This is a genomic window from Actinomadura sp. KC216, assembly GCF_004348535.1.
Lineage (GTDB): Bacteria > Actinomycetota > Actinomycetes > Streptosporangiales > Streptosporangiaceae > Spirillospora.
The window spans coordinates 38,262-44,806 of record NZ_SMJX01000030.1 but is presented as its reverse complement, the minus strand read 5'-3'; the positions used below and the strand labels follow the sequence as shown (position 1 = coordinate 44,806).

General features: G+C 73.3%; 6 protein-coding genes. 2 read left to right on the top strand and 4 right to left on the bottom strand.

Annotated elements, in window-relative coordinates; translation table 11 throughout:
• Window positions 1-415 precede the first annotated feature (415 nt).
• The gene (locus tag E1264_RS08090; RefSeq protein ID WP_132171193.1) at window positions 416-1,690 is read left to right on the top strand and encodes a globin domain-containing protein; all 1,275 of its coding nucleotides are present in this window, start codon (window positions 416-418) and stop codon (window positions 1,688-1,690) included.
• Here the strand turns inward: E1264_RS08090 and E1264_RS08085 are convergent.
• The 3 genes from E1264_RS08085 to thyX form a co-directional block, all read right to left on the bottom strand.
• Window positions 1,605-2,405, bottom strand: a complete 801-nt coding sequence (locus E1264_RS08085; RefSeq protein WP_132171191.1) for a helix-turn-helix transcriptional regulator — start codon at window positions 2,403-2,405, stop codon at window positions 1,605-1,607. The genes E1264_RS08090 and E1264_RS08085 overlap by 86 nt on opposite strands.
• Window positions 2,406-2,477: 72 nt before the next feature.
• On the bottom strand, window positions 2,478-3,200 hold the full coding sequence (locus E1264_RS08080) for a dienelactone hydrolase family protein (RefSeq protein WP_132171189.1): 723 nt from the start codon (window positions 3,198-3,200) through the stop codon (window positions 2,478-2,480).
• 34 nt (window positions 3,201-3,234) lie between these two features.
• Window positions 3,235-4,032, bottom strand: a complete 798-nt coding sequence (gene thyX / locus E1264_RS08075) for an FAD-dependent thymidylate synthase (RefSeq protein WP_132171187.1) — start codon at window positions 4,030-4,032, stop codon at window positions 3,235-3,237.
• Window positions 4,033-4,172: 140 nt separating this feature from the next.
• On the opposite strand from thyX, the gene E1264_RS08070 reads away from it, so the two are divergent.
• Entirely contained in the window at window positions 4,173-5,408 is a 1,236-nt protein-coding gene (locus E1264_RS08070; RefSeq protein ID WP_132171185.1) for a DUF1266 domain-containing protein, read from the top strand.
• Here E1264_RS08070 and add read toward each other — a convergent pair.
• Complete coding sequence (gene add, locus E1264_RS08065; RefSeq protein ID WP_132171183.1) at window positions 5,405-6,439, bottom strand: adenosine deaminase; 1,035 nt, start codon at window positions 6,437-6,439, stop codon at window positions 5,405-5,407. The two genes, E1264_RS08070 and add, sit on opposite strands and share 4 nt — an antisense overlap.
• Window positions 6,440-6,545 lie beyond the last annotated feature (106 nt).

The following is a 6,545-nucleotide window of genomic DNA, read 5'->3' as shown; positions in this document are numbered from 1 at the left end:
TTGCCGCACGGGACCGACCGACGCAGTCCCAAACGGCGAGAACGTCAATGCGGGCCGGGCTTCCGGGCCGCCGCCGCCCGGCGGACCCCCGGCCGAGAAAACCAGCAAATCCGGAAATCTTCCACCAGGGAGGAGGATCATCCTCCATCACCCTCCTTCCGGCCCGGCCACAAGGACGTCACCCCGGGGCATGGCGGTACTGATCAGTATGCGTCCGCTTCCTTCCGATTATCCGGCTACGGAGAATTAACGGACGATCACGCACCGCTCTGATCACGCCGGCGTCCCGGCGTCCCGCTTGAACACCTGCGGATTCGGCTGCGAGAATCTCACCCAGCCGGGCATCGAATGCGGTCCGATCACCGCGGACATCCCGGATCAGGCCTCTGAAAAGCCCCAGGGGGCGAGCTGGCGAATGGCACCGGAACCCAGAATCGTCAAAGAGACCTTCACCCGCCTGGAATCCCACCCCGCGGGCGCGATGAGCTATTTCTACGGCCGCCTTTTCGCGGCGGAACCGCGGCTGCGGGCGCTCTTCCCACCCGCGATGGGCGCCCAGCACGACCGCTTCTTCCACGCGCTCACCCGGCTCGTCTGGAGCCAGGACAACCCGGAGGACCTCGCCCGCCACCTCGCCCGGCTCGGCCGCGGCCACCGCAAGCACGGGGTGCTGCGCGAGCACTACCCCGCCGTCGAGGCCGCGCTCATCGCGACGCTCCGCTCGTTCGCCGCCGACGTGTGGACCGCCGAGGCCGAGCACGCCTGGACCTCCGCCTACCGGTCCGCCGCCGCGACGATGATCGAGGCCGCGGAGCGCGACGCGGCGGACGCCCCGCCCTGGTGGGTCGCCGAGGTCGCCGCGCACGACCGCCGCTCCGGCGACCTCGCGGTCCTCACGCTGCGGCCCGAACGCCCGCTGCCATTCCTGCCGGGCCAGCGCGTCAGCGTGCAGACGCCCCGCTGGCCCCGCGTCTGGCGGCCGTACTGGATCGCGAACGCGCCCCGCTCCGACGGGACGCTGCGCCTGCACGTCCGCGCCCGCCCCGCCGGATGGGTGAGCGGCGCGCTGGTGCGGCACACCGGGCCCGGCGACACCGTGCTGCTCGGCCCGGCCGCGGGCGCGATGACGCTCGACCGGGACTCCGGCCGCGGGCTCCTGCTGATCGGCGGCGGCACCGGCCTCGCCCCGATGAAGGCGCTCGCCGAGCAGGCCCTCTCGTCCGGCCCGGGACGGGGCGTCCACCTGGTCGTCGGGGCCCGCGGCGAGCAGGACCTCTACGACCTCGACGGCCTGCGCGTGCTGGAGTCCGCCTACCCGCGGCTGCGCCGGACCACGGTCCTGTCGCGACCGCCCGAGCCCGGCGACGCGCCCGCCGAGGGGCCGGATTCCCTGCGGGGCCGGCTGCCCGACGTCCTGCCCGGCCTCCTGGACCGCCTGCCCCACTGGGAGGACCTCGACGCCTACGTCGCCGGGCCCGCCCCCTTCGTCCGGAGCACCGCCACCGCGCTGCAGCGGCACGGGATGCCCCTCGCCCGGATCCACCACGACCTGCTCGACGCGGAGGACGAAGGGCCCAGCGCGAGCGCGGTCGCCGGGGCGGCCGTCACCACCCCGCGCGTTCGCGCAGGAACCTGGTCGTCGGCTCGTCCGCCGGATAGAACGACTCGATCGCCAGTTCCGCGACCGTGATGTCGACCGGCGTGCCGAACGTCGCGATGGTGGTGAAGAACGACAGCTCCCGCCCGTCCACCCGCAGCCGGAGCGGGACGACCACCTCGTCGCCCGCGGGCGGCGCGAACGCCTCCCCCACGTCCCCGGGGAAGCCGCGCAGCTCCCGGTAGAGCTGCGCGAGGCCCGCGTCCGCGGTCAGCGCCACGTGCCGCCGCACCCGGTCGATCATGTGCGCGCGCCACTCGGGCAGGTTCAGGATGTGCTTCGCCATCCCGTCGGGATGCATGCTGAGGCGCAGCACGTTCAGCGGCGGCTCCAGCAGCTCCGGCGCGACGTTCTCCATGAAGAGCCCGGCCGCGCCGTTGGCGTCGATCAGGTTCCAGAACCGGTCCACGACGACCGCAGGGAACGGCTCGTGCCCGTCCAGGACCTGCTTCAGCGCCGCGCGGACCGAGTCCATCCGCGGCTCCTCGAACGGCGTCTCGCCGAACACCGGCGCGTACCCGCCCGCCACGAGCAGCAGGTTCCGGTCGCGCAGCGGGACGTCCAGGTGCTCGGCGAGCCGCAGGACCATGTCCCGGCTCGGCGCCGAGCGCCCGGTCTCCACGAAGCTGAGGTGCCGTGTCGACACCTCAGCCGCCGACGCCAGCTCCAGCTGGCTCAGCCTGCGCCGCTGCCGCCACGCGCGCAGCAGATCCCCCACCGGTCTGACATCGCTCAAGGCCGCCGTCATGGCCCCGACGTTACCTGCGCCAGGTAATGGCGGCGATTACACCCCGGGTAACGGGCGACGAGCCCGCTGCCTTTACGGTGTAGATTTTTTATTAAGGTGCGCGCCGAAGAAGGCGAAGATCCGGTCCCAGCCGTCGGGCGCGTGCTCGCGGCCCCGGCCGAGCCCGAAGACGATCTTCGCGACGGGGCCGAGCGGGGGCGGCGGCGCGAACCCGGTGAGGAAGCCGTGCCCGGCACCCGGGTACTCCTTCACGTCGTGCGTCACGTCCGCGATCGCGAGGGCCCGCTCCAGTTTGGCCGCCGCCCGGCGCAGCGTCGGGTCGGCGCCGCCGTAGCTCGCGACGATCGGGCACGCGCCGCGCAGCGCCTCCTCCGGCCGGCGCGGCAGGATGCCGTAGTTGACGGCCGCGGCCTGGAAGTCGTACTTCGCCGCCGCGACCAGCGCGAACCCGCCGCCCATGCAGAACCCGCACACGCCCACGTCGCCCGTGCAGTCGTCCCTGGCGGCGAGCCATGCCCGGGTCGCCTCGATGTGGTCGTAGGTGGACCCGCGGCGGGCGCGCATGTCCCGCAGCGCCTTGGTGACGCAGCGCACCCACGGCGCCCCGCCGTACAGGTCGGGCACGACGGCGAGGTACCCGTTCGCGGCGAACCGGTCGGCCTGGGCGCGCATGTCCGCGTTCGCGCCCATCGCCTCGAACACGACGACCACGCCCGGCCACGGCCCCTCCCCCTCGGGGACGGCGAGGTAGCCGGGCAGCTCCCGCGCACCCGCGGGAATGGTTATGTCAGACATACCGTCCAATAATTCCGGATCGGTGCGCGCCCGCCTAGACCTTCCGCCACTTGGGGATCCAGGTCCCGTCCTCGACGACGTAGTCGCCGAACAGGTCCGGGGCCTCCTTGCGCACCACTTCGCCGATCTTGCCGAACAGCAGCCGGATCTCCTCCTCCGCGCCCGGCGCGGTGCGGTTCTCCAGGGTGTGGCGCAGCGTGCGGACGTTGGCCGTCCAGACCAGGCCCGTGCCGACGCCCTCGGGCGCGAACCTGCGCATGAACGACGTCTTGTGCTTCTTCTCCTTGAACGGCACGCCCTCGTCGTCCAGCCCGAAGTGCCCGGCCATCCACGCCTGGAACTCCTCCATCTGCTCCAGCATGGCGGTGGCGCGCTTCATCAGCTCGGCGTCCTCGCGGGCCCACTCGGGGAACCAGAAGGGGATGTCCTGGAGCCGGACGAACCGCATCGACTCCTGCGAGATCGCCACCCCCGGGCGGTGCCGCACCAGCTCGTGGGTGAGGACGCGGCTCACGTTGTGCAGGACGAAGCTGAAGCTGACGTGCTCCAGCACCGAGCCGTGCAGGCTGCGCAGGATGTTCTCCAGGTACTGGCCCGAGTCGGTCCGGATCTTGACCACGTTGGGGTTCAGGGCCGGCTCCCAGGAGCGGTAGCAGAGCCGTCCCGCGAACTCGGCGAGGTTCTGCGGGTCGTTCAGCTCGTCGTCGAGGTCGCCCCGGTCGAGGCGCTCCAGCCAGCTCTCGCCGCCGACGTCCCGCAGGTAACGGGCCACCTCGTCGTAGTCCAGCTCGGGCCGCGCGACGAGGAACACCTCCGGTTCGACGCTCTTCACTCTCGTATCCCCCTCGCTCGTTTCCGTCGTCCCTAGGAAACCACCCCGGGCGAGACGCCCGCGACCTGGGCACGGCCGGTCTCCTCCAAGCCCGACCACGGAGATCACCGGGACCGGTACCGTTGCCCGCGGAGGGGACCATGACGTATCAGGGCATTCTCGACCGGGCCAGGAAGTTCGAGCGGCAGGGGCGGGCCGGGGAGGCCGCGGCCGCGTTCGCGGAGGCCGCCGAGGCCATGGAGGCTCGGGGCGACTGGGCGCCCGCCGTCGCGGCGCGGGCGCGGTGCGCACGGGCGCTCGCCGCGGCGGGCAAGACGGGCGAGGCGCAGCGGCTGCTCGACACGCTCGACCGGGGCGCCGCGTCGATGCCCGCCGAGGTCCGTGCCGGGCTGGACGCGCAGGCGGCGCACGTCATGGCCGCCGCGGGCCGTACCGGCGAGGCGGCGCGGCGGGCGTGGGCGGCGATGAGCGGGTTCTGGGCGCTGCACGACGCCAAGCGCGCCGACGCCGCCGGGGTCCACGCGGCGCGGCTCATCGTCAAGGACGCCGGGCCGCGGGAGGCGCTGCGGCCGCTGCGGGAGCTGATGGCGCAGATGCCGCCCGGCGGGGACGGGCACCGGCAGGTCGCCAAGCTGCTCGCCGACGCCGAGCGGCGGCCCGACCGCGACCACGACGTCCTGATCACCGACCCCGACGGCGCCGCCTGGGGGCGTCTCGCCGCGGCGCTCGCCGTGGGGGCGCACCTCGCGGTCGGCAACGGGGTGCCGTGGAACACCCTCGGCGACGATCCCGGCGGCGACCGGGACCTGCTGGAACGCGACTGGGGCGTCACCGACCACGCGACCTGGCGCGAGCAGATGGACGGGCTGCTCGAGGCCCGCAACAGCGACCCCGCCATCCAGATGGTGCTCGACCGGCGCGGCCGCGGCGCCGACCAGGGGGCGTGGCGCGCGGCGATCGTGGCCTGGTGCCGGGAGCGGGACATCGCGGAGCAGACCGTCCACGAGGTCGTCGAGCTGTCCGGGCGGATCCTGCGGTACGAGTCGCGCTTCCGCGCCGACGGCCTCCTGCGGGCGGACGGCCGGGTCGAGAGCGTCTACGGCTACGACTTCGGCCGCGCGGTGAACATGGCCCGGTGGGGCCTGAACGCCGGGTACTGCGACGCGGAGGAGGCCGAGAAGTGCGTCCTCACCGCCGGGCAGCGCGCCAACCAGGTCTACTCGTCGTGGGGCGCGTTCTCCGCCGGGTACATCCTCGGGCGGATGCTGCGGTTCGACGACGGCGAGTTCGGCGAGTGGTACGAGCGCTCCGTCGCCGGGCACCGTGTCCTGGCCGAAGACCCCGACAGCCCCTGGCGGCGCATGGCCTGGGGCTAGGCGGGCCCTGTCACGGCGTCGATGTCGGCGAGGATCGCACGGCGGGACTCCTCGTCCAGCGACGAGGCGGTCACGGCGTTGCGGGCCAGGGACGCCAGGCCGTCGCGGCCGAGCCCGAACACCTCGGCGGCGATGCGGTACTCGCCGGTGAGGGTCGTGTCGAACATCGGCGGGTCGTCGCTGTTCAGCGTGAGGAACAGGCCCTCGTCCAGCATCCGCGGCAGCGGGTGCTCGGCGAGGGAGGCGACCTGCCCGGTGCACACGTTGGACGTCGGGCACACTTCGAGCGGGATCCGCGTCTCGCGCAGGTGCGCGACGAGGCGCGGATCGTCCAGGCAGCTGGTGCCGTGGCCGATCCGCTCGGCGCGCAGGCCCTCGACGGCCTCCCAGATCGTCTCGGGACCGGTCATCTCGCCGGCGTGCGGGAGGCTGCGCAGCCCGGCGGCGCGGGCGGCGGCGAACGCGTCGCGGAACGCGTCCCGGTGCGGCGGGCGCATCTGCTCGATGCCGCCGAGGCCGAACCCGACGAGCGCCTCCGGCGGGTGCCGGAGCGCGTGGTCGAGGGTGCCGCGGGCGCCCTCGGCGCCGAACTCGCCGGGGATGTCGAAGATGTAGGCGACGCGGACGCCGAGCCGCTCGCGGGCCTCGCGGACCGCGTGGTCGAGCGCCTCGGTGATCGCGGGCATCGGCATCCCGGCGCGCTGGTGGGTGTACGGGGTGACGGTCAGCTCGACGTACCGGACGTTCTGGGCGGCGAGGTCGCGGGCGGTGCCGGACACGAGCGTCCCGACGTCCTCCGGCGTCCGGACGAGGCCGGACACCGCCTCGTACACCTCGGCGAAGTGCGGGAAGTCGCGGAACTCGTAGAAGGCGCGCAGCTCGCGCTCGTCCACCGGGACGGGTCCGTCGGGGTGGCGGCGGGCGAGTTCGAGCACGGTCGGGACGGAGGCGGAGCCCACGAGGTGGACGTGCAGCTCGACCTTCGGCAGGGCGTCGATGAACGCTTCGATGGAGGTTGTTCCGGTGAGCACGCCGCGAAGCTAACAGCCCGACCGCGCGGTCCGGAAGGCGATCCGGGCGAAGCTGCCACGAAATTGTCAGGAACGGTCCAAGGGTGGCGTTCCTGGTAGACAGGGG

Excerpts from the sequence above, each read along its gene's own strand:
- E1264_RS08090 (WP_132171193.1), top strand. The coding sequence starts at position 416 with ATGGCACCGGAACCCAGAATCGTCAAAGAGACCTTCACCCGCCTGGAA.
- E1264_RS08085 (WP_132171191.1), bottom strand. The coding sequence starts at position 2,405 with ATGACGGCGGCCTTGAGCGATGTCAGACCGGTGGGGGATCTGCTGCGC.
- E1264_RS08080 (WP_132171189.1), bottom strand. The coding sequence starts at position 3,200 with ATGTCTGACATAACCATTCCCGCGGGTGCGCGGGAGCTGCCCGGCTAC.
- E1264_RS08070 (WP_132171185.1), top strand. The coding sequence starts at position 4,173 with ATGACGTATCAGGGCATTCTCGACCGGGCCAGGAAGTTCGAGCGGCAG.